We start from the raw sequence: 25,444 nt of genomic DNA on the forward strand, positions 1-25,444 counted from the left end.
GCTTTATCACACAAAATCACCACAATGCTAACCCTGATCATCTCAGTCATGGCAATGCCAGCACTGGCAAACGAACCTGAAGAGGTTTACTGGGAAGATTTGGTCCCGCCGGGCTTTAACGAACTCGCTCCGCCGCCGGTTGCCAGCCACGAAAGTACCATGGCGCAATTGCAGCCCGATGCCCCTGTGGTTGAAAAGTACAATGACAAGCTGGTAAAAATACCGGGGTTTGTGGTGCCGCTGGAAGGTACTGACGAACTGACCACAGAATTTTTACTGGTTCCCTATTTCGGCGCATGTATTCACGTTCCACCACCGGCATCCAACCAAATCGTGCATGTGACCTTTGAAAAAGGCGTCGCCATCGAAGATTTATACGACGCCATCTGGGTAACCGGCACGTTATCTACTGAAGGCTGGAAAGGCGATATCGCCTCAGTGGGCTACCGTATAACCGGTGTTTCTGTCGCCGCGTACTGATCTGCCAGCACAATACGCAGAAATCACTGTGTATAAATTTGTTCAGCGCGGTTGAACAGCATCCATGAAGTGAGGATGTATTTATCATTACTCACCGGAATATTGCCCCGGTGAGTATGGGTAAAGTGAGCGGGTGCAATCACCATTCTTCCCGCTTTCGGCTTGATACTTTTTCCCTGATAGTAAAAATCCGTTTCCCCGCCTTCTTCTACATCATTTAAGTAAAACATAAACAGCATAACGCGGTGCAAGGCATCATTGTGTTGAAGTTGCGGATAGACTTCTGAATGCCAGTACGGGTAACCCCCTTCTGCGGCTTTATAACGCTGGGTATTGATATCTCCGATCCTGAACAAATAATTCACCATATTAGCCAGATTCGGGCGCCCCACTTCCGCATAGTTGTCGCCGGTAAGCTTCACCGGTTGCCCGGTTTGCGGATGTCTCACTGTCAGGCCAATGGGCCCTACCAGCGCAAAGAAATACTCATCAATATACTTTAACAGTTCATTTCCCGTCTTCGTCATCACCTCTTTGTGAAAGGGTTGGAATACAGGATCCTGAGTAAAGGAAACATCTGTGCTGCGCTTTTTGTCAGTATCAATTCCTCCGCCGGTTTTGCCGGGAGCAAGGTTAGCGCTGCCATCAAATGCGGCGATGATATCTTTACATAGCTCCGGTGACAGGACGTCGTCTGTTACCGTAATAAAATCTGTGTCTTTTCCGTACATCGACTAGTCCTTCAACCAATTCTGCATCTTTTCCCTTACTGCATCAGGAACAGGTTCGGCTTTTTGCGTGTTGTAATTGAAATGCACCATAGTGGTCGTTCCCGTTGCGCAGTGCTCACCCTCCTGCCAGATCTCCTGATACACATCAAAAGAACTGCTCCCCAGGCGCCCTACCCATGTTTTCACGGTGACGGATTTTCCGTAATAAATTTGCTTCAGAAAGTCGACCTTGTAGCTGGCCAGAATCAGTGGCCAGGCGGTTAAGTCCAGGTCTGGTACAAACAGCCGGAATAGAGGATCTCTTGCGGCTTCCAGCCATCCCACATGCACGGTGTTACCCACGTGACCAAGCCCGTCTGTTTCATAAAAGCGCACGTCAAACGTCGTTTCCATAGGTTCGGTTTTTGTCATCGTTATTCGTCCTGTCGTTGTATTGAGGAAACATACTCAGCATACCTGTTCGTCACTGCCGGCTAAAGAGCACACTGAAAACTAATATCAGCAAGCTATCCGTTTCTGTACATCACAGCAGACACAAGCACCGTTAGTTTCTGTAAATGAAAAGCACCCAAATTGCGGATTTATCACGCGGATAAAGATCAATGAATCATTAAACTTTCGCCTATTAGTTCTCTTCATCAATCGCTAACAAATTGATTTTAATAAACTAAAATAATGAGAGCAGGTCTATCCCGTCCTTTCCATCCGCACGGGTTGATCTCAGCCATACACCGTCCCCGTAGGCATGTGGACCGTTACAGTGAAAGTTTATGCATCAGTTCACCATTCCACACTGAGTTTTTCTTGTGAATTTCACTGGCATTTATGCACCACCCTCACCACAGACCGAACAGGAGTGATCCATGGCACAAGATAAGTTGAAGCCATATCAGAAAAACGGAGAAGTTTTTAAAAGCAGCACGGCGTCCCGCTCACGCCGGAACTTTCTTAAGGGCGTTGGCATATCCGGCGTTGCCGTAGCGGCCAGTGGTTGCGCTGCAAGAAGTGCCTCAGCACCGGAATCAGCTATTGAAGAAAATGACCCGGAGGCGCTGTCGAAAGTAGCCATCACCCTCAAGGTCAATGGTGAAGCCAGGAAAATGAAAGTCCAACCCAATGCAGTGTTGCTTGATGTACTTCGTGACGACCTGCAACTGACCGGTACCAAGAAAGGCTGTGACCACGGTCAGTGCGGTGCCTGCAACCTGCATGTGAACGGCAAAGTCATTAACAGCTGTTTGAGTCTGGCGGTGATGCACGATGGCGATGACATCACAACCATCGAAGGATTATCAGAAAATGGTGAGATGAGTGCGGTGCAAAAAGCCTTTCACGAAAATGATGCCTTTCAGTGCGGCTACTGTACTTCCGGACAGATGATGACCGCAGATTATGTGATTCGCAGTGATGATATTCCGGCCAGTCCTGAAGCCTGGCGGGAAGCCATGAGTGGCAACATCTGCCGGTGTGGTGCGTACAAGAATATTCTTTCTGCTATGCAGCAAGCCAGCAAACACGTGTAAGGAGGCATCATGCGACAATTTTCCTACGTAAGAGCAGAAAATGCCACACAGGCAGTGAAGGCAAAGGCGACACAAGCCAATGCGTTTCTGGCCGGCGGCTCGACCCTTATTGATCTGGTGAAGCTGGATGTAATGCAGCCTGATACCCTGGTGGATATCAACAGCCTGCCCCTGTACGACATTGAAAAATTAAAAGACGGGCGGCTTAAAATTGGCGCGCTGGTCACCAATAACGACCTTGCCTGGCATCCTGAAGTGAAGGCCCGTTACGCTGTTTTATCAGAAGCCTTGCTCTCCGGTGCTTCAACTTCTTTACGGAACAAAGCCACTACCGGCGGCAATGTTATGCAGAAAGTACGCTGCCCGTACTACCGCGACGGCGTATCGCCCTGTAACAAACGGGCACCGGGTAGCGGTTGCTCTGCCATAGAAGGCAATAACCGTTCTGTTCACGCAGTGCTGGGCACCAGCGAACACTGCATTGCCAGCCATCCGTCAGACATGTGTGTGGCGATGGCTGCCATTGGTGCCACGATTTTAGTATCCGGCCCTGAAGGAGAGAGGGAAATTCCTTTTACCGACTTTCATTTGCTGCCGGGCAGCAGTCCGGACAAAGAGCACAATCTGGCCCCGGGCGAACTCATCACCCACGTAATTTTAGACAAGCCCTTGCCCGGCAACCGGTCACACTACCTGAAACTCAGAGACAGAGCGTCTTATCAGTTTGCGCTGGCATCCAGTGCCGTAATTGTGTCCCTCTCGGGCTCAACCATCAGCGACGCCCGCATTGCGATGGGCGGAGTAGGTACAAAGCCCTGGCGTGCCTTTGAGGCAGAGCAATCGTTGAAGGGTAAAACACCGTCTCAGGCAGCATTTGAAAAGGCAGCAGCTATCGCCTTTGCGGCAGCCAAGCCCCAGTCTCAGAACGGGTTTAAAATTCCACTGGGACAACAAGCGATTGTCCGCAGCCTAAAAACCATCACCGCGTAGGAGGACACCATGACTATTGACTTAAATGCCAGCGACATCATGGGCGCCGCCCTTCCCCGCGTTGACGGACCGGATAAGCTGACCGGAAGGGCAAAATATTCTGCCGATAACCATCTGACCGGCATGCTTTACGGCTACGGTGTGTACAGTACTATCGCTAAGGGAAAAATCACATCCCTCGATACCTCGGCGGCCAGACAAATGCCGGGAGTCGTAGATGTGTTTCACCACAACCACTTTACAGACAAGCTTTACCATGTGCCTGCGAACATGGCCAAGGGGCTTAAAGTCGATGAGAGCCGTCTGCCCTTTGAAGACGACACCATCTATTATGCCGGTCAGCTTGTCGCTTATGTTGTGGCGAACAGCTTTGCGAAAGCCCGCGAAGCCGCATTGAAGGTGAAAGTCACCTATTCAGAAGCTCAATCTGTGACCTCTATAAAACAGGCCAGAGCGGCAGGTGTGTCTCCCATAGAGCAGAAACCTTCAGAGAAAAGCCGTGGAGACGCAGAGGCAGCCTACACCCAATCAGCGTACAAGCATGAAGCGGTTTACACCACACCTTTTGAAACCCACAACCCTATGGAAATGCATGCCACAGCGGCGCAGTGGGAAGACGGCAAGCTGGTGGTTTATGAAGCCACACAAGGCGTGACATTCAGCCGTAACACCCTCGCAAGGGTATTTGGTCTGGTTCCTGAGAATGTCGTGGTGCGTACGCCGTTTTTAGGTTCAGGATTCGGTGGTAAGTTGTTCACCTGGCCCCATTGTATTGCCACGGCGGCGATTTCACGGGAAGTGGGTAAGCCGGTGCATTTCATGGTCCCCAGAGCGCAGATGTTTACCACCACAGGCCACCGTTCGGCCACAGAGCAAACCTTTAAAATCAGTGCTGATGCTGAGGGTAATCTGACGTCTATGACACAGCATACGCTTAACAGCACATCAGAAATTGATATACGGGTGGAAACCGCCGGCCGTACCGCGCCGATTTTTTATAAGTGTCCCAATGTGGATATTGCCAACAGCGTAATTCAGATGAACACCGGTAGCCCTGCCGCCATGAGGGCGCCGGGTGCCGCGCCGGGTATCTTTGCGCTGGAATCAGCCATGGATGAACTGGCTGTGGCGATGAATATGGATCCGCTGGCCTTACGCCGGAAAAACTTCACTGACCGTAATCAGGTAGAAGATTTACCCTGGTCTGATACCAACATCTTAGAAGCCTACGACAAAGGCGCGGCTAAATTTGGCTGGGATAAACGCAATCCGGAACCGGGTTCTATGCGCGATGGTAAAGACATCCTTGGCTGGGGTGTAGCAGCATGTGCCTGGGATGCGATGAAGTCATCCAGCAAAGCCAGGGTTTCCTTTTTAGCTAATGGTAAGGTACGTGTGTCATGTGCGGTGCAGGACATTGGTACCGGCACGTACAATGTCATGGCTCAAACCGTATCTGCCGCCACAGGCATACCGGTGGAAAAAGTAGAGGTTAAAATCGGTGATTCTGACTTAGTGGCCGGCCCGCTTTCCGGTGGCTCATGGGCAACAGCCAGTTTGCTTCCTGCAGTGAAGCAAGCCTGTGAGAATGCCATATCCGAACTGAAAACCTATGCGGTGATGGACAAGTCTCCTTTTGCCGGTGAAAGTGAAGAAGACCTTACATTTAAAAACGGGCAACTTTCTTCGCAATCAGGCACCGCGCGGGCGTTCAGCGACATCCTCAAGGCCATTAAGGCAGGAAGCGCGGAAGGCGAAGGCAGTACCGATGGCGCGATGAAAGAAGGGTATTCCAGCCGCGTATTTGGCGCTCACTTTGTGGAAATTCGCTGGGATCCTGAAATCGCCGACTTACGGGTATCCCGTGTGGTCAGTGCCATTGACGTGGGCAAAATTGTTAACCACAAAACAGCAGCTAACCAGGTTGAAGGTGCCATTGTGATGGGTATCGGCATGGCGATGTTTGAACACACCGAATATGACGAGCGGACCGGCCGCCCAATTAATAACAATATCGCGGAGTACCTGATGCCTGTTCACGGTGATATGCCTGATGAGCTGGAGGTAATATTTCTCGATAAGCCCGACTATAACTTCAGTGAAGTGGGTGCAAAGGGTCTTGGAGAAATAGGCATCACCGGCCTCGCTGCCGCAATAGCCAACGCGGTTTATCATGCAACAGGTAAACGGGTCAGGGAATTGCCCATCACCCTTGAGAAGCTGATGTAATTACAGAACCAACAAAGGCGCTAACCAGCGCCTTTTCTTTGTTTAAATTCCGGTTATAGCGAAATCTATAGCACTTGTCAGTGCGTATCGGGCGGATTCCAGAGTACCAACGGGATCCCGCAGTAATTTAGAAGATACGGATGCCATTAACGGGGTCATAAAGAGATATGATGTCCCTTCAATAACAATTTCAGGTGTCACTCTTTTCATGTGCATACCAGGCTTAGTGTTCAGCGCAGTTAAAGGAACCACAAGCCGGGTAGCGATGTCTGAGAGCACACTATGCTGAACGTCAACGAGGAAGGGATAAGCCTGTCTGGTAGCGTGATTCCGGTTCACGTACACATCAAACTGAGCCACTAAAACACTCTGAATTCGTCGCTAAAGTTACCGTTTTCATCAACAAATTCATTATAGCTCTCCATAGCCATTTTATTTTCCTGCTTCCATTTTTCAGACTCATCCTGCGACAGCTTTTCAGCCAGTGCCGTTTCCAGTGTTGCAGACAGATTGATATTCATTCCCCTGGCCTTTCTCAATAAATCGCTGTTAATACTCAGATTCGTCGCTTTTTTGGGTGCGCTTTGATTGTACAGCGTAGCCATCGTTCGTCTCCCGTCTACAAGATCAGAAAAATACTATACGCATAATTATGCGCATTGGATACCAGCTTTTTCTTTGCTTTATTTCCGCAAATCAACCTTTATGGTCATGGTCATGGTCATGGTCATGGTCATGGTCATGGTCATGGTCATGGTCATGGTCATGGTCATGGTCATCAGTATCGCGGCAGACCTCGCCGGGCATTTCAAGTTCGATGGTGGTATGTGCCAGATTAAATCCGGAGAGCTTGTTGTCTATTTGCTTTTTAAGGGCCCGGGCTGTGGCGGCATCCACGTCGCAGGCCAGCTCAATGTGAGCAGTCAGCACATGCTGTTCGCCGTCAAGAGACCAAAAATGGACATGGTGAAGGTTGCTGACGTGTTCAACAGATAACAATGCGGAGTGAATTTCCTGCTGTTGTTTCGCATCCGGACTGCCCTGTAAAAATAAGCGTACCGTCTGATAAACGTAGCGGCCTACATTGAATAAAATAAACAGAGTAAATAGCACCGAGAGCAGAGGGTCGAGCACCGGCCAATTTACGAATTGAAGCACAATTCCCACAATCAGTACGGCGACCCACCCGAGTACATCTTCCAGTAAGTGCCAGTTCAGTACCTTTTCATTAAGCGTGTTTCCGCCAGACAGCTTGTAAGCGGCTACGCCATTGACCACGATCCCTAAAATCGCCAGCGCAATCATGCCTTCAGTCACGGGCATTTCAGGTGCCCACAAACGGGGAATGGCTTCCGATAACACCCAAACGGAACCCACAATCAAAATCAGCCCATTGATCATCGCGCCCAGCAAACTCAGGCGCTTGTAACCATAAGTGTATTGTTTGTTGGCTTTTTTGTGCCCTACTTTGCTGAGATACCAGGCCAGGCCTATGGATAGCGAATCCCCTAAGTCGTGAACGGCATCAGCCATAATTGCCACGGAGTTAGTGAGCCAGCCGCCGATAAATTCGATGATCGTGAAGATAAAGTTAAGCCAGAACGCCCAGCCGATGCGCTGCCCGTCGCTGACATGATGATGCCCGTGGTGGTGTCCGTGATGATGATCGTGGGAATGCAAAAGCGTCTCCGGCAGTTTTATTAAAAGCTGCCCCCAGTTTGCTGGCAAACCTGTTACATTTCAATCCATTGGTCTGCAGAACGCCGGATATCTTCCGGTGTGACATGGGTAGCGATAATCACCAGCGCATTTTCTGCCGCCGCAGTCAGCCCGGCGGCGACATATTGCTGATTGCCGGTATCCAGCCCTTCAAACGGCTCATCAACCAGCCAGACCTTTGGCGAAGCGAGCAAAGTCCGGCTTAACGATACACGTCTTGCCTCGCCACCGGAGAGTACTCTGCCTCCCTGTCCCAGCCACTCGTCCAGTTGTGAGAAGTGCCCCAGACCGAATTGAGAAAGCGCATTATTCAGTGCCCGGTCGCTTTGCACAGACTCATCCGGCACCAGGTTCATTCTTAATGTGGCCTCCAGCAATACCGGCGACTGCTCAGCATACACCCAACCCTTGCGTCTGCCGGCCGGCACAATATCACCATCAAAACGCAAATCACCTTTCGCCTGTACCAGACCGGCCAGTGCTTTAAGTAACGATGACTTACCGCAGCCGGAGGGCCCGGATAACACAACCAGACCGTTAACAGGCAAAGTTGCATCGATACCTGACAAGACATTTACAGCCTGAAAGCTTTCCAGTTGAATTTGCCCCATGGGTTGGGTGTCGTGAATGGCCGGCAAGGCTATGGCTCCTGATTGAGCCAACGCACTTTTCGCCTGGCGGTAGCGCCCTAGGTGTGCGGCAGTCGTCACTGACCGTCCGAGCCAGTCGGTAATACTCAGTAGCAACATGGGAACCATCAGTGATGCCGGGTCGCCAAACCCCTTATCCTGATTGAAAGCAAACAAAGCCACCAACGCCAGGATAGCACAGCCATGCAGCAACCATAATGCCCATTGTCCGGCTACGTCCGTGGCAAACTGATGACGCCACACTTTGTCCAGCCCGGGAGCAGAGGCAAAATGAGGGTTGCGACGACTAACAGACAAATGCCACAAACTGCTGCTGTTAAAGAAATGCTCTGAACCGAACCGGAAACGCTTTTCTTCAGCGGTTTGTTTCGCTGACTGATTAAGTCCGTACACTACAAGCCACAATGTTAGCACGAGCCAGAGGCCCGCCATGACCCACATTGCCAACGTGCCGGGCAGCGCCAGTTGCGTAACAATACCCGTTGCCAGAATAACCAGCACAACCGCACTTGCCTGATGGGCAACCCATCCTACCCAAACCGACGATAACAGTTCGGTTTGCGCGGCAAGCTTTTCCACATCGCCTGCTTTTTCATGTAAAACATGGTCTTTCAGCTTGCTGAACAGTTCACTGCGGAGCACCGTGGTACGTCCCAGCAAATCGTGATGTGCCAGCCACATGTGTCCGTAGCCTGCACCAATTCGTACCAGCGCCAGAGCGCGGATGATGACTGCCGGCAGCATGTAATTGAAGTTAACCGGCATCAGTGCGCAGGCCGCAATGAACCAGCTTGAGAATATAAGAATAAGCAGTCCGGCACTGGTGTGAGCAATGGCAAGCAATAAGCTGACTACAGGGACTTGCTTCATTCGTCTGCTCCTGTTGTTTTACCCTCTGTTCCGGATAATTCTGCGCTTGCGGTATCGCAGACATGGCCATCTTTTATCAGCCAGTGCGCGCTGAACCAGTCAGACGGCAGTGGCTTGTGCGATGCCCAGACGACAGTTGCATGCTGACAGTTACGATGGATAATCTGACAAATCGCTTCATGCTGAGACTGGGGCAGATGGGCGGTAGGTTCATCCAGAAACCACACCGGTGCTTGCCGGAGTAACAACCGGGCAATGGCCAGCCGCTGCGCCTGACCACCGGATAAAGGCGGATGCTCCCCCATTGGCGTATCCAGTCCCGCAGGTAACATAGAAAGCCAGGCCCCCAGTTCCACACTGTCCAGTACCGCAACTAACTGCGTGTCGGAACAGGTCATAGCCAGACACAGGTTCTCTCTTACCGTGCCCGGCAGAATAACCGGCGTTTGCGTAAGCAGAACGTAATCAGATACGGGCTTTGCTAATCCCGGGCGCTGACCGCTCAGTAACTCCATCAGTACGGTTTTTCCTGCACCGGATGCACCATTTAACCGGACCCAGTCACCCGGGTTAATGGTAAGCGTACCTGTGCTTAACGCAGGTGACCGTGTGAGCTCTCCGGTTAGTGTGATTGGTGCCACTTCGTCCCTCGTTGCCGGCACTTCGCCATGGCGTGCGGGCGCTTCGTCCGGCGGGGAATCCTGTAATAAATTTTGAATCGCCTCCATGGCAGACTCAGCCTGCGCTTTTTGATGATAAAACTGGCCCAGCTTCTTCATCTCAGAAAGCAGTAAGGGGGCCGTTAATAAGAGCCACAAACCTTGTTGAAGGTCTATTGTCTCTCCTAAATTAAACTCACCAAGCAAGGTAAACCCGATATACACAGCAATTAACGCTACGGCGAGGGTGGAAAAAAAATCCAGTACGGTACCAGACAAAAACGCCACCGACACCACTTTCATGGTGCGTTCTCTTAAGCTCTGGCCCGCAGTGTCTAAACGTCTGGCCTGTGCGTCATGGGCGTTAAACATGGCTAACAGCGGCAACGCGGATATCCGGTCTGTAAAAAGGCGCCCAAGCCGCTCAAGAGCAATAAAATGCTTGCGGTGCAATGCCGCGGCACCCTTACCAACCAGGATCATAAACAGCGGCACAATGGGTAAAGTGATTAACAAACTCCCGCCCACAACTATGCTGACACTAAAAATGACCGCAAGAGCAAAAAGCGGCACTAATACGGCCACCAGTTGCTGAACACGGTAATCAAAATGCCAGTTCACTACAGCAGGGATGTGCATTTGCCACAAGGTTTGCCAGTGAAAGGTTGAATGCTGTCGCACTAAAGCATGTTGCTGATGGCCAAATGTGCGCAATAGCTGTTGCTGTAAGCGAAAGAGCAGTTTTAGCCTGCCATGATGATTCAACCAGATGCTGCAACCCTGACTCAGCCACACGCCGGTAAGACAAATTGCAGTAAACCATAACAGTGAGGACGAAGCGGCAACGCCGTCAATGATCCACTGCGATACCATGGCAGCAAAACCCCAGTATGCCGCAATGAGCGCAGCATCACGTAAAACGTGAAGGACGGTAAGCGCCACCAGAGCCCTGCGGGGAGCAGGGTTTCCGGTGGCGACAGATTGCTGAAACCAGCGGGTAAGTGAGAGGGAACGACTCAAATTATCCCTTATTCTTCAGTATCAGGGCGGTCCATGTTCTCGGTAGACTCCAGCCACATGGCGTTGATAATGCCAAATGAACAAGCCAGTAAAATGCCAAGGATCCAGGTGAAATACCACATAATGCCTCCTAGTAAATCGCGTGAGATTTATCTAAATCAGATTGTTTAACTCTTCCACGCATCACGTAGAACCCGTAGATGGTGTAAGACAGTACAATGGGTACAAATACACAGGCTACGAAGAACATCACACGTAATGTCATTTCACTGGATGTAGCATCCCACATTGTCAGACTTGCATCCGGCATTGTGCTGCTTGGCATCAGGAACGGGAACATTGAGAACCCCGCCGTTAAAATAACGCCGGCTATCATGGCAGAACTGGACACAAATGCCCATCCCGCACGGCCTGCTTTTGAAAAGGCTGCGCAAGCCAGGCCACCAGCAATACCCAGTGCAGGTGCAATGATCATCCAGGGGTAAGTCCCATAGTTGTTCATCCACGCGCCGGTTTCAGTGACAACGGTTTTGTGCAACGGATTTGAGACGGCATAAGTGTCTGCTACAGAGCTCATCACATAACCATCTATGCCGAAGGCTACAACCACGCCGGCCAGAATAAATAACGCCACAGTCACCAAAGACAGGATCACTGAGGTGGCACGGGCACGCACTTCAACAAAACCGTCTGTTTTCATTTGCAACCAGGTGGCACCGTGATTAAGCAGTAATGCAACGGATACCAGACCGGTCAGGATGGCAAAGGGATTCAATAACCCGAAGAAAGAACCGGTGTAGGTGGATTTCAACGTGTTATCAAATTCATAGGGTACGCCCTGCAACAGGTTTCCGAACGCAACACCAAAGATAAGTGCCGGAACAAATCCGCCGGCAAACAACGCCCAGTCCCAACGCTGACGCCACTTTGCTCCGGGCAGTTTACTACGGTAATCGAAGCCGATGGGGCGCATCCATAACGCAGCAAGCGTAAGAAATAACGCGATGTAAAAGCCGGAAAACGCAGTAGCATAAATCATTGGCCAGGCAGCAAAAATAGCGCCACCGGCCGTGATGAACCACACCTGGTTGCCGTCCCAGTGCGGGCCGATGGTATTAATCATCACCCGTCGCTCTTCGTCGGTACGCCCGATAATAGTAAGCAGCGAACCTACACCTAAATCAAAGCCGTCGGTAATGGCAAAGCCAATCAGTAACACACCGACAAGCACCCACCAGATCACCCGCAACACTTCATAATCGATCATGCGTTTGCTCCTTTTTCAGTTAAACCAATTACGCTTGCTCCATCCTGTTCGTCGCCGGGAGGAACCGGTCCTTTTTTGGCGAATTTCTTCATCAGGTAGAAGCTGATAATGAACATCACGGTGTAGAACAAGGTGTAGCCCACCATGGTGAATACCACATCACCCACACTCAGATTGGAAACAGACACGTGGACCGGCAGTACTTCTGCAATAGACCATGGCTGACGACCAAACTCGGCGACGAACCAGCCTGCTTCACAGGCAATCCAGGGCAGAGGTAAGCCGTAGAGGGCTGATTTCAGTAGCCAGCGGGGCTGAGTAATGCGATGTTTAGTGCTGTACCAGAACGCTGCCGCGAACAGAGCCAGCATTAAAAAGCCTGCCAGTACCATTAAGCGGAAGGAATAAAACAGCGGTGCAACAGGCGGAATACTGTAATCCACGGCACGCTCAAGCGCTTCAGGTGTAGGCCGTGTAATGTCCTGCGTAAAGGGTTGCAGCAGCATGGCGTAACCCAAATTTTCTTTATTCGCATCAAACAGCGCCTGCTCTGCCGGCGTGGCTGAACCGTCACGCACTGCATCCATGTGCTTGTATGCCTGCACACCGGATAAAATGCGAACACGGTGCTGCTCTTTCAAATCTTTAATGCCGGTAACTTCCTCATCAAAGCTGCGGGTGGCGATGATACCCATGGCGTAGGGGATTTGAATGGCGTAGTCCATACGCTCTTCTTCGTCATTCGGAATACCAAAGATGGTGAATGGCGCAGGCGCAGGATGGGTTTCGTACTCTGCTTCTACAGCGGCGAGTTTCACTTTCTGCACATCACCGATTTCATATCCGCTTTCATCGCCCAGAATAATCACTGATAACACAGACGCCAGACCGAAGCTTGCAGCGATGGCAAAAGAGCGGCGGGCAAACGCAACATGCTTGTGTTTCAGTAAGTAATAACTGGAGATAGCCAGCACGAACATTGCGCCTGTGGTATAGCCTGCAGAGACAGTGTGTACAAACTTCACTTGTGCCACCGGATTAAAAATAACGTCAGCGAAGCTGGTCATTTCCATCCGCATAGATTCAACATTGAAGTCGGCGCCCACAGGGTTTTGCATCCAGCCATTGGCGATAAGGATCCAAAGCGCCGAAAAGTTAGAACCGATAGCCACCAGCCAGGTAGCCATAAGGTGCTTCACTTTTGACATGCGGTCCCAGCCAAAGAAGAACAGTCCGACGAAGGTTGATTCAAGGAAAAACGCCATCAGGCCTTCAATAGCCAATGGTGCGCCAAAAATGTCACCCACGTAATGTGAATAATAAGACCAGTTCATACCGAACTGGAACTCCATGGTGAGGCCGGTAGCCACACCAATCGCAAAGTTTATCCCGAACAACTTACCCCAGAATTTGGTCATCTGTTTGTAGATTTCCTTGCCGGTCATCACGTAAACCGATTCCATGATGGCAAGCAGGAAAGTCATACCTAAGGTAAGGGGTACAAAGATAAAGTGGAACATAGCAGTCAATGCAAACTGCCAGCGCGATAACTCCAGTAATGTATCGCTCATTAGGAACATCTCCCGATTAATTAGTAATTTGGCGAAATGTCGACGATGTAGCCGAATTTAATATCACTGGCAGAGCAGAAGTCGTGCCACAGAGTAACGTTGGCAATCACAGAAGCGTGAGATAAATCAAAAACCGCAATTATTGTGCGCAGAAAGCGTGAATAACGAACACAACAGGGATGTTTGAGCCACCGGACGACTTCGGATACATCGCAAATTTCATAGCCGCTACCTTACACCCTTCGAACAGGCCGCTATTTGATCCAACGCAAGCTTTCTCACCGGAAAAATAAAGTCATTTTTGACATACCTTGTGACATAATTGTCACAATTCACCAGGGGGGATGAACGTGAACATTTCTATTATTCAGTCGATGATCAATGCGATTGATAAACCGGCGATTTTTATCACGCCGGATTATGTGGTGCATGCGGTTAATCAGCTCTACCGCGACACCTACGAAGAGCACATCATCACCGGTAAAAGCACCTGCTTCAGCGTGTCTCACAACAATGCTGTACCCTGTGATCAAGCCGGAGAAGACTGCCCCCTTGCTGAATGCAAAAGCACACAAAGACCAAGCTCAGTGGTACACAATCACAAAACCCGCACAGGCGATTCTCATTGCCAGATCACAATGAAGCCGGTGGAGGACGAAGATGGCATGGTGCTTGGCTACCTGGAGGTGCTGGAGCAGATCACCTTTGCTTCTCCCGGGGCCGGTAATGCGAAACTCATTGGCAGTGCGCCGTCTTTCAGGAATATGCTGCATCAAATCAGCCGCGCTGCACCGGCAGACATTGCCGTGTTATTGCAGGGAGAAACAGGCACCGGAAAAGAACTTGTCGCCCACGCTATTCACGAAAGCAGCTCACGGAAAGACAAACCGTTTGTGGTCATTGAATGCACCGGACTGACTGAGTCATTATTTGAATCAGAGCTGTTCGGTCACGAGAAAGGAGCATTTACCGGCGCATCATCGTCAAAAAAAGGGCTCATTGATGTGGCCAGTGGCGGTACGGTGTTTTTCGATGAAATTGGCGATGTGCCAATGAGTATGCAGGTCAAGCTGCTGCGATTGCTGGAGTCAGGAACTTACCGTCCTGTCGGCAGCCTGAAGCTGAAGCATTCTGATTTCAGGCTGGTCTGCGCCACGCACAAAAACCTTAAACAGCTGGTTGAGAAGGGCGAATTCAGACAAGATCTCTATTACCGGATTGCCGGCTTTCCCATCGCCCTGCCTTCTCTACGCCAGCGCAGGGAAGACATTCCTGCGCTATGCGGGCAATTCCTTACGCAAGCCGGGCACACGAAGAAGACCTTTAACAAAGATGCCCTGTCCGTACTCAGCCGTTATGCATTTCCCGGCAATATCAGAGAATTGCGCAACGTCACCGAACAAGCCGCCCTCTTATCGGTAGATGAACACATTACGCCGGCGGACTTACCGTCACATCTGACTGTACCGGAAAGCGAACAGGAGTCCGGCCCGCTCAGATTAAAAACACTGGAAGAAGCAGAGGAAGCGTACCTGTCTGAAATCATCTCTGCCTTCGACGGTACGCCGGAAGCGCTGGCAGACGTGCTTGGCATAAGCACCAGAACACTTTACAGAAAACTCCGGCGATACGGCCTGACGCTCAGCAGGCGTTAGAGCGACATCACTGCCTGCCAGATAAGGCGCAGGGCCAGTATGGTAACGATAACTTTAAACAGCAGGGCAAAGCGCTCGTCAGACACTTTTTTCAGCACTTTCAACCCCAGCCAGGTGCCGGTAAAGCCGCTGACTACCATAGCAACTACCAGTGGCAACCACTGAAAAAAAGCAAATCCGGCAAAGCTGAAAACAAAGGCTTTAAGCAGATGCTGAAATGTCATACAGGTTGCGAACGTACTGGTGAGGGTCATCTTGTTGTCGGTATTCCGGTGCACAAACCCGGCGACCAGCGGCCCTGTCGCGCCCACAAACATAGTCGCAACCGTCGTCAGCGCACCGGCAATGCAACGGCCGGTTTTGCTCAGCTCCCTTTTCGCCGGTTTTGGTCCCCACACTAAAAATAAGATAAAACCCGCTACAGTAAACTGAATGGTGATTAGCGGCAGTTGCACCACAATGAAAGACGCAGCAACAGCCCCGGCCAGCGCACCGCCACTAAACCACTTCACCATGGCCCAGTCGATGTGCGAACGGGTCAGCCACGAACGGCTCCCGTTAGAACCCAGCTGTACAAGTCCGTGCACAGGGATCAACGCGGCTACCGGCACAACCGTTGCCATGGTCGCCAGCAACATAACACCGCCCCCGACACCGAATGAAGCTGTTATCATTGACGTAAGGCCTGCAAGAATAATCAGTCCCAGCGCTACAGCAGCTGACACTGCCCCGCCTCCGGTGAATAAATCTGTAAAGCTTACTACTTCCAAGGTTGCTGCTTTCCTTCAATAAATTATCACTGCATCATACATTTCGCGTAATCGCGAATCGATTTAAAAAACCATCCAGCAGCCATGCCAGGCTCATAAGAAGTGACAGTGCGACGACGACAGAGGAAAAGCGGTACATACTGCTGTACAGCATGTCTGAATTGGGCTGAAGATACTGCCCGAACAAAATGCCGATAGTGGTTAAGGCACCAAAGCCCATACCTGAACCGGTGCGTTCAATCAAATGCAGCCGGGCCGTGAGCATGACGGTGATAAACATCGCAATCACGACCAGGGGAAGATAGCGGATCAGATCGTACATCAATAATTGCACTGTAATACCCAGCGCGCATCCTAGGGCAACGCCTTTTGCCCGCTTCATGGAGTTTTCCAGCGAGCCGCGGAAGGTCATAGGAAACAGCACGAGTACGGTTGCTACCTGTGCAGACAGGGAATCTTTCAAATCGAAAATTTGAAAGACAACGAATGACAGCGTAGCCAGAATCGCACCCATCAGCGTGCGGTGATTAATCTGTGCAAACGTCACGTTATGCTGTGGTGGCGGTGCGATAGGATCAGTCTCCGGAATCAGCCAGTAAAGCACCGCTGCGGAAATAACGGATATCAGCGTGGCGAGGAATGCCGCCATAGTCATATCGGTTAGTGATGCATCCGGATAGCTTGAAAAATGGAGCAACACTGAGAGAGTGACTATCCCGGAGGCCCATAGCAGGAAGTGCGAACCTTTGGCCATCAACCTGAAATGAACAAAAAATACCGCAAACACACCCATAATCATTAAAGCCGGATGATGTTTGAAAAACACATTCAGCAGATAGATTTCCACCACATTCACCGCCACACCTACCATAAACTGCCAGGCAATCAGGCGGTCGAACTTAGGCAACATACCCAGCAATAACATGGGATAGACAGCGAAAAAGACGCCGTAAGGCCAGTTCATGTATTTACTGATGAGAAATCCGGCACAGCTGCCAAGGGCTATGCGCAACACCCGACGCTGATCCTGCGGGGAATAATCCCCGGCCGAATTAATAAAGTGATGGTCACGCTGCTTTTTCAGTATAAGACCGGACAACTTACTGATACCCATCTTAATAAATATAGTGCAACAGACTGACAACCTTCATCTGCGCTGCGCCCATCCAGTTAAAGATGCCGTCCTCATGACGTTGCAGCAACACCGTCGCCCGTGCGCCGCTCACCATATCTGCGGGCAGAGCCTGGTCGGTTAATGCAACATAAACACGGACACGCTGGGCATCACGTACCCAACGGTCGGATACGTCCGGTTCGGCCAGCTTCCCGTCCGGTAAAAGTTGTCCTGTAGCCACACCCAAATCTTTACTGACTACTGAAGCGTGAAAGACTTCCCCCGGAAGGGCATCAAATACCACCAGAGCATCTGCGCTATTACCAATTTTACTCAGGCTCTTTTCGCGAAAATCGGCAACGACACGTTCTTCACCGGTAACCACCAGCGAGAGCAAAGATTGATTTGCCTGAGCCTGAATGCCCGGCGAAAGTTGCAGATTCGAAATGACACCATCTTCAGGTGCTACGACAGTTGTTCGCGCCAGATCCAGTTCAGCCTGTTTAAGCGTATTTGAAGCAATACGAAGGCGCAGGTTATCTTCTCCTTCCTCACCAAGCTCAACCTCTAGCGCTTTTTTGCGCTCCTGTGCAGCCTGCAGTCTCGCCCCGGCGGCTTCAACTTCAGCCATTTTTTGATCAACAAGTTGGGTACTGACCAGATTCTTAGCAGCTAATGAGGCTAAACGCTTATGTTCACGTTTGTCTTCAGCAAGGGTAACTTGTGTTTCGATAATACTTGCCTGTGCTTCGGCCAGCTGGGCGTGCAAATTGTCGTTAGTCTGCTGCGCTTCCCGCAGTGCCAGGCGGGCTTTTTCCACCGCCAGTTCGTAGTCAGTGCCGTCAATTTTAAACAGTACGTCGCCTTTACGGACCTGCTGGTTATTTTGCACGGCAACGCTGATCACTTCACCCGACACTCTGGGTGCCACAGTCACAACAGGACGCTGCACCATGGAATGAGGTGTCATGGGAATATTGAAATCGGCAATAAAAATGTAAGCACAAATGGCAATGAACAGCACTAATGCGCCGCGCATCCATCGGTTAAATTGTGCATCTGCGGTCATGAATTCTCCGGAGTAGAAATATGGTTTGCGTTATCGATGACTTTACTCAGCAGAACGTAAAAGACTGACCGTTCTTCATCAGACAGGCCACGCAGCATCTGCTGGCGGCCCTCAAATGCTCTGGCCTCAACGGCCTGCATGAGTTCTCTGCCCTTTTCGGTAAACCAGAGGGTTTTTCGTCTGGCGTCATCGGGACAAGGCTTTCTTAGTATCAGCCCGGCCTCTTCTAACAAATTCAGCGTGCGTAGCAGCGAAGGTTGTTCAATGCCTATATCACCGGCCAGCTCCTTCTGGCTGCATCCTTCACCGGTGCGGTCGAGATGGAGCATGGCGATCCAGCGGGACTGAGTCAGGCCAAGATCCGCCATGTAGTGGTCTACGGCGTGCCGCCAGGCAAACGCCGCACGACTCAGTAACCATCCGATATTGTTTTCCATTTGCACTGCACACCCAATTAGTTAGCATGCTAATCATTTAAACATATAGTTAGCATGCTAAGCAATATCACGATGGGTAATTTTCGTCAGACAGGGGATTAACAGAGACAGGAGGGCGGATAATTCAAAAAACACCATGCAAAGGCATGGTGCTTTAAAGCTGCGGGAAATCAGTGCCGGCTATTTGCTATGACCGCAAGAAAATGCGAGCTCTTTCTCCGTTTTGAAACCGAAGAATTTTCTTAACACAATAGTTGCAGGGCAAAAGCCGGTGAAGCTCTGCTGAAACAGGTTTGCACCGATAAAAACCGTAAACCACACAAAATAGCTGCTGACGAAGTACGTGAGTGCAACACTTAACAACACCATAAAGCCTGCGAAAGCCGTAATAGCACGTTCTGCTGACATAATTATTCTCCGAAATAGTAGCGAAATGAGACATAGACGTTAGAGGCATCTCTGAACTGACTGTAAAACGTATGTGGTTCGTCACCATAAAACAGGTTCAGCCCGCCGCCCAGTTGCCAGGTATCTACCGGTGACCAGGTTGCTTTCAGACGCAGGTAGCCATCTCCATCAGTGGGTGAATAGAAGTTGAAAGCCTGCAACGATAAAGTTTGCCGCCAGGCCTGATAGCGTAATTGGGTGGTGAACACATGACGCCTTTGTGACGGTTCATATTGTGGCCAGAGCGAATTGGTCATCAGTGCTTCATGGTCATGAGTCAGCTCTGTGTACCACTGAATCCCCCCGGTCAGATTCGCTATCAGCTCCTGCTCATACCCCACCAGAAAGCGGCTTTGATCATTGGGCAAACGGGGATCATTACCCGATGTATCTTCACCATCGTGAAAAGCGTATTCCAGTTTACCCAGCCCCGGTCCGACGGCACGTACTGCACTGAAACCGGTCACTGACAGTTCGCTGTAACGGGGCATGCCATTCACATCAGCAGCTTGCGGCAATTTACTGAAACCTTTGTATCCGTATACCGCAAGTTCAGTACCGGCGAGGGTCCGGTAAAGGCGCAGTGCATATTCCGGCTTATCCGGTGTATTTTCATTACTGACTGAAAGTCTGTCTGATGTGTTTCCACCGGTTTGCGGATTAAAGTAAGAAAAAATATCACCGTTGATGCCATTGTCAGGTTTAAACTCAGGCGTTATCACCACATCTACATTCAGAATATTGAAGTAACCACTCACTTTCATCGAGAGCGACGGATACTTCAAATAGTCGTCGTCACGCCCGGAAAAGAAGGACTGGTAATCTTTCGGGAATAAATCATTGAGAAATAAATAGTCGCCGGTTCCCCAGGTAAGGATCTGCTGACCAGCTTTTACGTCGACAGATTTGCCGGCTTCTCCCAAAAATCCTAAGTTACCCTGCCAGTACAATTCCCTGATTTGAGACTGCCAGATATCTTCCGCACCGTTGTACAACGCATCGCCGCGAAAACTGATTTTTGATTCAGAAAACGTGTACGCCCCCTGCAACTGCATTCTCACATCGGCCAGCGTTGTATTGTCCGGATGGTAAGGATCGCTCTGCAACCGGGTACCGCCGGCAACATCGAGAAAGCCGGACCAGTTGAATGGCGATACTGTTTCATCCCAATCCCCCATGTCTTCCCACAGATCATCCTGACCGTTTTGCTCTTCCACGAACTGCCGGGCGTAACCCGTTGTGGTTAACCCGGACATCAGGCACAGTGCCAGTGCTACGGTAGCTTGCCTGTTCATACTATTTCAGCCACTGAACAGGAGGTGTACGAAGACTCCGTTCACTGAAAATATTATCATCCAGTCCCAGGTCATAACTCACATTTCTGAATTCCATCAGGGTGTAACCGCCTGATGCCAGATCCGTTACCTTAGAGCGGGTAACGGTGGGCTTTCCCTGTATTGTCTCCACAGACACAGCTTCAACGCGGCGATAATTCTCACCGTTTTCACGATAAAAATTAATCAACACAGGTAACGTGGTTTGTTTATCAATTTCAACGACGTAATAGCTGAATTCCACAGAATCAGGTGTTTTCGGACTTGCCTTTAAGATATAACGCTCAGTGGTTTCGCTTTGCAGTGTGAAGTTATCTTCACTGACTGCCCGTCCGGATACATCTTCATAGAAGAAATGGGAACCAGTGAAAGAGGTTCGCTTGTCTCCGGCGGAAATCCGCTTGACCAGATCCAGGGCCGGCAGATATAACCACCGGTCATCTTCCTGCTGCAGGCTGGCATGTTTCTCAACACGAAAAACCGTGTCTTTGACATCTGCCGGGCGACTGAAGAACACCATCATTTTCTGATCGCCATTGTCGGCAACATCTTTTCGCAAAATAGTGAACTGACGCATTTGCTTCCGTCCCTGCCCGTCCACAATCAGCATTCTGGCGTCTGACCGTCCGTCATCTCCCGCATAATAGGCTGCTTTTTCCGATGCCGTTATTAAGGCGGTGACATCCACAGACTCAGCGGTGGCAAAAGCAGCCGGCAAGGTGAACATAATAGCGAACGATAACACCCTGACGTGTTTAAAATACTGTTGACCAATAAACATAATATCTCTCCGTTATCCGGGGAACACAAAACGACGCAGCAGGCTCATGGCGGACGGCAGCACCAGTAAAGTGACCAGTGCTGAAATTGCCATAATAGCCGCCAGGAAAATACCTACCGTGATGTAGGGCACAAGTGGTGCAAACAGAAGCGGGGTAAATCCAAGTGCAATTACCAGCGCATTGCGGGTGATTGCGCTGGCGGGTTCGCCAAACATTGCCTGTAAGGTGGTATCGACGTTCCCGGTTTCGTCATAAATTGCCCGGGCACGTTCCAGAAAGTGAATAGCGAAATCAACAGACAACCCCAGTGTCAGCGCTGATAAAACAGCGATTGGCATATCGTAGTCTTTTCCAATAAAGCCAATCATGCCGTAAATCAATGAAATGGTGATGGTAAGCGGCAGCATGGCAAGCATGCCGAATACCAGAGAGCGGAACAATACCACCATCATAATGAACACCATTACAAACGCACCGGTCAGGCTTTCTGTCATGCCTTTTACCATATTGTCCTGCCAGACTACATTCAGATAAGCTTTGCCCGCCCAGTGGTATTCAATGCCCTCAGGCAACGGGTTGTCTGCAAACCAGGCTGCAACTTTCTCTGTTACTGCTGTCATTGCCTGATTATCACCACTGGTGAGTTGCAACCAAAGCAGGGATTGCCTGAAATCAGGGGTCACAAAATGCCAGAGATCACCGGGCCGGTGTGACGACTGATATTGCAACAATGTTTGCGCCACAGCCTGTTCAGAATCAGGCAGAGTGTAGTCTGTGTCTTCACCGCTTCTCAGTTCACGGTTCACCACTTTCACCACATCAGCGAGTGAATTTGATTTACCGGTCAAACCGGTTTGACTCAGGTACCCTTGCAGTTCACTGATTTGATTTAATAAGTCAGGAGACTGAAACGTCTTGCTGGCAGACAGAGCCAGTTCAGTTTTACTCATTGCCCCCTCAAGCCATTCAATGGCCTCATCGTCTTCTGCGGCAAACAACGCATCATCAATGGCAAAGACCAGCGCTTCAAGAGCAGCGGCGCTATCAGAAGAAGCGACCTTTTTCAGCGTGTCTTCGCGCCAGGTGCTCAATGACACCGGTACAGGAGTACTCAGCAGGGAATCGGCGTCCGGTACCGGACGGTTATCTGTCAATACAAGGTAAGCATTATAGGTACCGGCAAACTGTTCGTTCAGTACGCGATCTGCCACACGAATTTCATGATCTTCTTTAAACCAGCGTACCGGATTATCGTTTATCTGAATGGTTGTCATTCCCCAAACAGAAAAAACGAACAGAACTGCAAATAAGAGAATCCAGCCACGACGCCATGCCATAGCCGCCCGTCCGATATTTGCAGCAAACCGGGCGACTCCGGTCTGAGACTGACCATCACCGTGGAGAGCCTGCTGAAGCCTGGCTAAAGATGATTCACTCATCCGCGACACGTAAGCCGGCATAAAAATAAGTGTCAGCAGAAACGCCAGCAGGATACCGCTGCCTACAAAGGCGCCAAAAATCTGTACCGGCGGGATTGGCGTTAACATCAGCGAAAAGAAGCCGGCAGATGAGGTCACAGAGGTATATAGCATCGGCGTAAACAAATGGGACACAACCCGGCTAATGACATCGCCTGCATCCTCGCCGGGCTTATAACGGTCAGAAAACTCCGACAAAATATGAACTGAATCCACCACAGCAATGGGCATGAGAAAAATAGCAATCATTGACGACATGATATGAACAGTAAATCCCATACCAATCATCACGCCCATGGTCACAATGACCGTGACCATGGCAACAATCATTGGCGCAATGATTAGTGGCAGGTTGCGGAAGAAAAGGAATAGCAGGAAGAATATTGTGGCGCCTGCCAGCGGCGCAGAAATCCCCATCTGCACAAACATTTCGACACCGAACTGGTCCTCAGCAACAGGTAAGCCGGTGATATACCATGACTGCTCCGACCCCGTTTTATCAATTTCAGTACGGATAGCCGTTGCGATGCGGTAGCTTTCATTTTTATCTGCGATGGGTACGTAAATCGCCGCAGCCTTGCCAGTTTCAGCCACCAGCGTGTCGTAAAGTAACGGCAACCTTTCGATATGTTCCTTAATTCGCTCAGCACCGGCTGTATCTTCAGGTGCCTTATCCATCAACCATTCAAACCGGATTGTCCCGGGCCCGGCCTGAGTGATGTTATCCACGGTGGATAAGGACATAAGATCCGCATCAATGACCCCGTCAATAGCCAGTATTGCACCGGTAACCTGTTTAATTTCTGCCAGTGTTTTCGGTGTGTAAATACTCTCTCCATTTTGCGGAACTACGCCCACCACGATGGCATCATGCATTGCGAAATCTTGCTTTACCTGATTGTGAAAAGCTCTTTGAGGATGACTGGCAGGCAGCATATTTTCAGGATCGGTATCGACCTGAAGGTACGGGATCATGGCAGCAGCCGCTAATGTGATCAGCCCGACAAGCGCATAAACCCACAGAGCATGGTTGACAGAAAAATTAAGAAAACGTGCTGACAGCTTTTTCACAGGATCACCAAAACAAACATAAGAATTTCATTATATAAATATTTTCTTATATTGCAACTATTGCTTGCGCGGGGAAGTGGCCACTCAGATATGAAAGCTGGCTGAAGGGTGCACCGGACGTCCGGAACAGGACGGGATAAAACGGGACAAGACAGGAGAATGAGGCAGCGGATTTACAACGCTGCCGGTTATGCAGGGACAAAAAAACGCAGCCGGCTAAAGTGCGGGCTGCGCTCTTAGTAAAACAAACAGATATGAGATTATTTTGTCAAGTGATTGGCAAACTGACCGACGGCATCAACAACGGCACGGGCACCTTCCTGTATCTCGTCAATGACCGCACCGGCCTCTTCTGCGAAAGCCAGTCCGGTTTGTGCCCGTTCATCACCTTTATTCACCAGTTCTACGGCGTCTGCGGCCAGTGTCTGGTTGTGTTTCACCACGTTCACAATTTCTTCTGTGGCTTCAGACGTACGGGAAGCCAACTGACGCACTTCATCAGCAACAACGGCGAAGCCACGTCCCTGATCACCCGCACGGGCCGCCTCAATAGCAGCGTTCAGTGCCAGCAGGTTAGTTTGATCCGCAATAGCACTGATACTGCTGATAATAGTCGCGATTTGCTGGGACTGAGAGTCCAGTGCGTGGATCCCCTCTTTCGCCTTGTCCATTTGCTCTGACAGTGTAGACATTTCTTCCAGCACTTTATTGATCACATCTTTACCTTTGCGGGCAACAGCATCGGTATTGTTAGAGGTGTGATAGGCAATATCAGCAGCATTCGCTACTGCTTGTTCCTGCTGGACCTGAGCGGTTATTTCTGTGGCAAACTTCACCACTTTATACAAACGGCCGTGGGTATCGTGAATGGGGTTATACGTTGCTTCCAACCACAACGCATTCCCTTGAGCATCTACACGTTGGAAACGTCCGGCCACGAACTCGCCGCGATCTAGCTTGCTCCAGAATTGTTTGTATTTCTCTGAACTTGCTTCTTCATCAGTACAAAACATGCGGTGATGCTTACCCTTGATATCTTTAAGACTGTATTTTACTGCCCCAAGAAAAGCGGCATTTGCATCCAAAATATGACCATTCAGGTCAAATTCGATTACCGCCGTGGATTTATGTAATGCCTCGACTAAGTCTTCATGCTCTTTCGACATGGTAATCGTTCTGGTGAGATCGTTCAGGTTAACGGAGAAGTGATGCACTCTGCCGTTATTATCTAAAATGGGCTGCATCACGCCGCGAAGCCAGGCTTCCTCACCATTTTTACGGGTAAACTCAATGGCCCCGCTGTAATGATGATTACTTTCCATCGCCTGATGCAGTTTCTTGTAATAATCTGTGCCTTTCGCAATAGACGGAACAAAATCGAGAAAATGTTTACCTTCCACTTCTGACCCGCGGTAGCCTAACTCTTCCTCGAACAGGCGGTTCACTTTTTCAATGCGACCTGCGTGATCAAGTTTCACGAAAATCATCTCATCACGAAGACTTTCACGAACCTGTTTAAGCATGTTCAGTTCTTCCCGAAGCGCTTCGTTTTCTTTGACGAGGTGACGATTAAACATA

24 protein-coding genes are annotated in these 25,444 nt (G+C 50.2%); 5 read left to right on the forward strand and 19 right to left on the reverse strand.

Annotated features, from left to right (window positions below):
• Nucleotides 1-24 precede the first annotated feature (24 nt).
• Nucleotides 25-480, forward strand: a complete 456-nt coding sequence (locus tag DS731_RS19580) for a DUF3299 domain-containing protein (RefSeq protein WP_442858471.1) — start codon at nt 25-27, stop codon at nt 478-480.
• A 23-nt stretch (nt 481-503) separates the two neighbouring features.
• Here the strand turns inward: DS731_RS19580 and DS731_RS19585 are convergent, their stop codons facing one another.
• Entirely contained in the window at nt 504-1,211 is a 708-nt protein-coding gene (locus tag DS731_RS19585) for a 2OG-Fe(II) oxygenase (RefSeq protein ID WP_119502898.1), read from the reverse strand.
• Nucleotides 1,212-1,214: 3 nt separating this feature from the next.
• Nucleotides 1,215-1,622, reverse strand: coding sequence for an acyl-CoA thioesterase (locus DS731_RS19590; RefSeq protein WP_119502899.1), 408 nt, complete (start codon nt 1,620-1,622; stop codon nt 1,215-1,217).
• 452 nt (nt 1,623-2,074) lie between these two features.
• Here DS731_RS19590 and DS731_RS19595 point away from each other — a divergent pair, with 452 nt between their 5' ends.
• Genes DS731_RS19595 through DS731_RS19605 form a run of 3 tightly spaced genes read left to right on the forward strand, consistent with a single transcriptional unit; the run spans nt 2,075 to nt 5,953 of the window.
• Nucleotides 2,075-2,734: a 2Fe-2S iron-sulfur cluster-binding protein gene (locus tag DS731_RS19595; protein WP_119502900.1), complete on the forward strand. Its 660-nt coding sequence runs from the start codon at nt 2,075-2,077 to the stop codon at nt 2,732-2,734.
• 9 nt (nt 2,735-2,743) lie between these two features.
• Nucleotides 2,744-3,724, forward strand: coding sequence for an FAD binding domain-containing protein (locus DS731_RS19600; protein WP_119502901.1), 981 nt, complete (start codon nt 2,744-2,746; stop codon nt 3,722-3,724).
• Between the two features lie 9 nt (nt 3,725-3,733).
• Nucleotides 3,734-5,953 (forward strand): xanthine dehydrogenase family protein molybdopterin-binding subunit, encoded by a 2,220-nt coding sequence (locus DS731_RS19605; protein WP_119502902.1) that lies wholly within the window; start codon nt 3,734-3,736, stop codon nt 5,951-5,953.
• Nucleotides 5,954-5,995: 42 nt separating this feature from the next.
• Here the strand turns inward: DS731_RS19605 and DS731_RS19610 are convergent, their stop codons facing one another.
• The 8 genes from DS731_RS19610 to DS731_RS19645 form a co-directional block, all read right to left on the reverse strand.
• Nucleotides 5,996-6,313, reverse strand: a complete 318-nt coding sequence (locus tag DS731_RS19610; RefSeq protein WP_119502903.1) for a CcdB family protein — start codon at nt 6,311-6,313, stop codon at nt 5,996-5,998.
• Complete coding sequence (locus DS731_RS19615; RefSeq protein WP_119502904.1) at nt 6,313-6,558, reverse strand: type II toxin-antitoxin system CcdA family antitoxin; 246 nt, start codon at nt 6,556-6,558, stop codon at nt 6,313-6,315. Before DS731_RS19615 ends, DS731_RS19610 begins: the two co-directional genes overlap by 1 nt.
• Before the next feature lie 91 nt (nt 6,559-6,649).
• Entirely contained in the window at nt 6,650-7,633 is a 984-nt protein-coding gene (locus DS731_RS19620) for a cation diffusion facilitator family transporter (RefSeq protein WP_119502905.1), read from the reverse strand.
• A gap of 53 nt (nt 7,634-7,686) precedes the next feature.
• A complete protein-coding gene (locus DS731_RS19625) occupies nt 7,687-9,192 on the reverse strand; it encodes an ATP-binding cassette domain-containing protein (RefSeq protein WP_119502906.1) in 1,506 nt (501 codons plus the stop codon).
• Nucleotides 9,189-10,871: an ABC transporter ATP-binding protein/permease gene (locus DS731_RS19630; protein ID WP_119502907.1), complete on the reverse strand. Its 1,683-nt coding sequence runs from the start codon at nt 10,869-10,871 to the stop codon at nt 9,189-9,191. Before DS731_RS19630 ends, DS731_RS19625 begins: the two co-directional genes overlap by 4 nt.
• An 8-nt stretch (nt 10,872-10,879) precedes the next feature.
• On the reverse strand, nt 10,880-10,993 hold the full coding sequence (gene cydX / locus DS731_RS19635; protein WP_119502908.1) for a cytochrome bd-I oxidase subunit CydX: 114 nt from the start codon (nt 10,991-10,993) through the stop codon (nt 10,880-10,882).
• A gap of 8 nt (nt 10,994-11,001) precedes the next feature.
• Nucleotides 11,002-12,138, reverse strand: coding sequence for a cytochrome d ubiquinol oxidase subunit II (cydB, locus tag DS731_RS19640; protein WP_119502909.1), 1,137 nt, complete (start codon nt 12,136-12,138; stop codon nt 11,002-11,004).
• Entirely contained in the window at nt 12,135-13,709 is a 1,575-nt protein-coding gene (locus tag DS731_RS19645) for a cytochrome ubiquinol oxidase subunit I (RefSeq protein ID WP_119502910.1), read from the reverse strand. The genes cydB and DS731_RS19645 overlap by 4 nt, the downstream gene beginning before the upstream one ends.
• 344 nt (nt 13,710-14,053) lie before the next feature.
• Here DS731_RS19645 and DS731_RS19650 point away from each other — a divergent pair, with 344 nt between their 5' ends.
• Nucleotides 14,054-15,364, forward strand: coding sequence for a sigma-54 interaction domain-containing protein (locus tag DS731_RS19650; RefSeq protein WP_232373420.1), 1,311 nt, complete (start codon nt 14,054-14,056; stop codon nt 15,362-15,364).
• Here the strand turns inward: DS731_RS19650 and DS731_RS19655 are convergent.
• From DS731_RS19655 to DS731_RS19695, 9 genes are all read right to left on the reverse strand, one after another.
• The gene (locus tag DS731_RS19655; protein ID WP_442858434.1) at nt 15,361-16,089 is read right to left on the reverse strand and encodes a sulfite exporter TauE/SafE family protein; all 729 of its coding nucleotides are present in this window, start codon (nt 16,087-16,089) and stop codon (nt 15,361-15,363) included. The genes DS731_RS19650 and DS731_RS19655 overlap by 4 nt on opposite strands.
• Nucleotides 16,090-16,168: 79 nt before the next feature.
• Nucleotides 16,169-17,149, reverse strand: coding sequence for a DUF2955 domain-containing protein (locus DS731_RS19660; RefSeq protein WP_161599186.1), 981 nt, complete (start codon nt 17,147-17,149; stop codon nt 16,169-16,171).
• 100 nt (nt 17,150-17,249) lie between these two features.
• Nucleotides 17,250-18,317 (reverse strand): HlyD family secretion protein, encoded by a 1,068-nt coding sequence (locus DS731_RS19665; protein ID WP_119502913.1) that lies wholly within the window; start codon nt 18,315-18,317, stop codon nt 17,250-17,252.
• Nucleotides 18,314-18,754 (reverse strand): MarR family transcriptional regulator, encoded by a 441-nt coding sequence (locus DS731_RS19670; protein WP_119502914.1) that lies wholly within the window; start codon nt 18,752-18,754, stop codon nt 18,314-18,316. Before DS731_RS19670 ends, DS731_RS19665 begins: the two co-directional genes overlap by 4 nt.
• 180 nt (nt 18,755-18,934) lie before the next feature.
• Nucleotides 18,935-19,162 carry a YgaP family membrane protein gene (locus DS731_RS19675; protein ID WP_119502915.1) on the reverse strand — a complete coding sequence of 76 codons (228 nt, stop codon included), beginning with the start codon at nt 19,160-19,162 and terminating at the stop codon, nt 18,935-18,937.
• A 2-nt stretch (nt 19,163-19,164) separates the two neighbouring features.
• Nucleotides 19,165-20,496: a hypothetical protein gene (locus tag DS731_RS19680; RefSeq protein ID WP_232373421.1), complete on the reverse strand. Its 1,332-nt coding sequence runs from the start codon at nt 20,494-20,496 to the stop codon at nt 19,165-19,167.
• Nucleotide 20,497: 1 nt separating this feature from the next.
• Entirely contained in the window at nt 20,498-21,316 is an 819-nt protein-coding gene (locus tag DS731_RS19685; RefSeq protein ID WP_181013641.1) for an outer membrane lipoprotein-sorting protein, read from the reverse strand.
• A gap of 12 nt (nt 21,317-21,328) precedes the next feature.
• Entirely contained in the window at nt 21,329-23,866 is a 2,538-nt protein-coding gene (locus tag DS731_RS19690) for an efflux RND transporter permease subunit (protein WP_232373422.1), read from the reverse strand.
• Between the two features lie 260 nt (nt 23,867-24,126).
• Nucleotides 24,127-25,443, reverse strand: coding sequence for a methyl-accepting chemotaxis protein (locus tag DS731_RS19695; RefSeq protein ID WP_119502916.1), 1,317 nt, complete (start codon nt 25,441-25,443; stop codon nt 24,127-24,129).
• Between the last annotated feature and the right edge of the window lies 1 nt (nt 25,444).

The sequence above is a fragment of the Alteromonas sp. RKMC-009 genome, from assembly GCF_003584565.2.
GTDB lineage: Bacteria > Pseudomonadota > Gammaproteobacteria > Enterobacterales > Alteromonadaceae > Alteromonas.